This is a genomic window from Occallatibacter sp. (assembly GCF_049802275.1).
Lineage (GTDB): Bacteria > Acidobacteriota > Terriglobia > Terriglobales > Acidobacteriaceae > Telmatobacter.
The window spans coordinates 1-3,141 of the sequence record NZ_JBARMD010000736.1 but is presented as its reverse complement, the minus strand read 5'-3'; the positions used below and the strand labels follow the sequence as shown (position 1 = coordinate 3,141).

At 59.5% G+C, this 3,141-nt stretch carries 3 protein-coding genes; 1 reads left to right on the top strand and 2 read right to left on the bottom strand.

Annotation, left to right across the window (positions count from 1 at the left end; translation table 11 throughout):
* Window positions 1–662: FtsX-like permease family protein (locus WA354_RS24805; RefSeq protein WP_472815709.1), on the top strand; the 662-nt coding region annotated here is incomplete at its 5' end.
* Window positions 663–809: 147 nt separating this feature from the next.
* On the opposite strand, the gene WA354_RS24800 is transcribed toward WA354_RS24805, so the two are convergent.
* Both WA354_RS24800 and WA354_RS24795 read right to left on the bottom strand, forming a co-directional pair.
* On the bottom strand, window positions 810–2,054 hold the full coding sequence (locus WA354_RS24800; protein WP_472815708.1) for a DUF1501 domain-containing protein: 1,245 nt from the start codon (window positions 2,052–2,054) through the stop codon (window positions 810–812).
* Between the two features lie 125 nt (window positions 2,055–2,179).
* A partial coding sequence (locus tag WA354_RS24795; protein WP_472815707.1) for a DUF1800 domain-containing protein occupies window positions 2,180–3,141 on the bottom strand: 962 nt, incomplete at its 5' end.

The window sequence follows — 3,141 nt, the reverse complement described above, 5'->3', positions numbered from 1 at the left end:
GTCTCGACCCCAAATCGATGCGCGAGATCATTGGAATCGTGGGCAACGTGCGCGAAGGCGGCCTCGACGAGGACCTCTGGCCCGCCGAATACGAAGCAATCTACTACAGCCCCGGCAATTTCGTGTCAATCGCGGTGCGCACTGCCGGCGACGAAAAGGCCATTCTGCCGGTGATGATCAAGACCCTGCACGGCATCGATCCAAACCTGGGCACCTACGGCGAGATCACGATGACTGAACAGATCCGCAGCACGCAATCAGCCATCCTCCACCGCTTCTCCACCTGGCTGGTCGGCGGCTTCGCGTTCATCGCGTTGGTGCTGGGAGTGGTCGGGCTCTATGGCGTGATCGCATATTCTGTCAGCCAGCGAACCCGCGAGATCGGCGTGCGCATGGCTCTCGGCGCACAACGCAGCACGGTCTACAAGATGGTGATGCGCCAGGCAGGTTGGCTCACCCTGGCGGGGATCAGCATAGGCCTTGTGTGTGCCGTCGGCGCATCGATGGCGATGGGTAAGCTGCTCTTTGGCGTTCAGGCATGGGACGCCGCAACGCTCGCCGCCGTTGCTCTGATTCTGGGTTCAGCGTCATTGGCAGCCAGCTTCCTGCCCGCGCGTCGCGCCGCCTCCGTCAATCCAACCGACGCTTTGCGCGCCGAATAATCTGCAGTTGATTAGGGTCGCTCGATTAAGCTGCTGCACTGCATCATTTCACGAATCGCGGAGATTCAAGTCTCACGGAGGCAGCGTAGGATTTTAGCCCCACGAATACGTCTTCAACAATTTCCGGGCTTTAGCCTCGGAAATCACCTACACAAGCCGCAGAAAACTGTTCGGTGCGATTCGCACACCCGGGAATACCAGATCAAGATCGCGAGCGCCGATCGTCTTGCTCACCACTTCGCCCAGCACCTGCCGGTAATCCGTAGTCAGTGCCAGATCGCGCCCTTCATTCAGTTGATCATTACTGAGCCCGGGCCACTTTCCGTAAACCTTGCCGCCCTTCACGTTTCCGCCCAGCACAAACATCGCATTCGCGTGCCCGTGATCGGTGCCGCCCGTTCCGTTCTCGCGCGCCGTGCGACCAAACTCCGACATCGTCACCAGCGTCACACTCTCCGCGTCGTCGCCCATGTCATGCCAGAACGCCGCAATGCTCTCCGAAAAATCGCGAAGCCGTTGAGACAGCTGCCCCTCAACGTTTCCCTGGTTCTGATGCGTGTCCCACCCTCCGATATCGGTAAATGCAGCCTCAACTCCGAGGTTCGATTTCAATAACTGCGCAACCTGCTTCATCCGATTCCCAAATTCCGAGTTGGGATACTCAACTCCAGCCGCCGGCTGATACTGCGCCGGATTCGCTTCCCGCAACATCTTCACTGCTTCAAATGTTTCCTCGCCCGCTGCATGGAAAATATGATCGCCGCTGCCGCCATACATCGCTTCAAAGGCACTTGCTGCTGGCGAGGGCGCGGGCCCGCGACCGGCAACAGAGAAGTTGTTCAGATTATTCAGCGCAATCGCCGGAACCTTCCCAGCCAGTGTGCGTGGCACTTGCGGGCCAAGCGCCAGTGCGCGAAAAGCCGTCTCCTGCCGCCGGCGATTCAGGTCCTCCGCCTGCAGCGCGCGATTCAACCAGCCGTCTTCCGTGCTCTTGATTCCAGGCGTGCCGGACTCCATGAAGTCCTGCGCATCAAAGTGCGAGCGCGACATATCCGGTGACCCCGCTGCATGCACAATCGCCAGGTGGCCCGCATCATAGAGCGGCTTGAAACTCGTCAGCGAAGGATGCAACCCGAAGAACCCGTCAAGATCGATGACCTGATTCTGCGGAATCGCGATACTCGGCCGCATCGCATAGTAATTCTTCTCCCGATAGGGAACCACCACGTTAAGCCCATCAGCCGCGCCACGCTGAAAGATCACCACCATTCGCCGATTCGGCGCACCCCCCGTCTCCGCCAGCACTGAGCGCACCAGAAAACCAGGCAGGGCAGTCGTACCGGCAACTGCCAGCGCACCTCTATGAAGAAAGAACCGCCGATTCATCTGCATCTTGAGTCTCCTGGATTTCCGACCGCCAAATCGTGCACCAATGAAGGGTGCCCCATCCATGCGGCGTATTTGTTCTTTGCCGCATGGGTGGGAAAGCACGAAATCACGCGGTCAAAGATCTTGCTTCAACGTCGTTGAAACTCGGGCGAACCGAGCAGCAGCCCAGCCAGCACCTGGTCCTGCCTCTCGGCATCCGTGACCGCCCGCGTGCGTAACTTCTGCCGATCCGTTGCCGCCACCGGCATAGCCGCCGCGCCGTTCTGATTCTGATTGCTTTGCTGTTCAAACTGCTGCAGCACTGCCGTCCGCGTCGAATCGCTTACCCCTCCTGAAACGAGGAACGATTCGAGCCTCGACTCCTCCGTCTGCGGATCGGGCGCAGCGGGATTTGCTTCGAGCATCGCCGTATCGTTGTTTACGCTCTCCGTCGGATCCCATGCAATCGAAATCCCCGGCAGGCGGTTCGCCGCCAGCGACAACGCAAAGTTCATGCGGTTCACCAGCGCATTGGTGCTCACCCACGTCTCTGACATCCAGCTATACCCGTTCGGCGTCACGCAACCATAAAGCGGCATGCCCATCTCGCGCACCGCATTCGCCAGCGGCTGCATATTCTCGATATCGGCATTGCTCGCTCGCGCCGCGGAGACGACAAATTCAATCGGAGTCTTCACCTTCGCGCGATATACGCTCGAGTCCCAGAATTCCTGCGAATGAAAAAGCGTGCTCATCACGGCGGCAATATCCCCATCCGTATTCAAGAATGTCTTCGCCATGCGATCCACCAGCGCCTGCGGCGGATCGTCGCTAACAAAGCGCACCGCGAGCTTGCGTGAGATAAATTGCGCCGTCGCCGGACGCGTCGCCAGCATGTGCAGCAGCTCGCGCCCCTCTTGTTCGCCGTGATCCTTGAATTTCTGGCCCATCACGACCTTCGTTCCGGGCTCGTGCCGGTTCGGCTCAAACTGGAACCCGCCTCCGCGCTCCGGACGCTCCACGGTCCAACCCGTCAGGATGCGCGCCACCTGAGTTACATCCGCCTGCGTGTATCCGCCGTTTACCCCCAGCGTGTGCAGTTCCATCAACT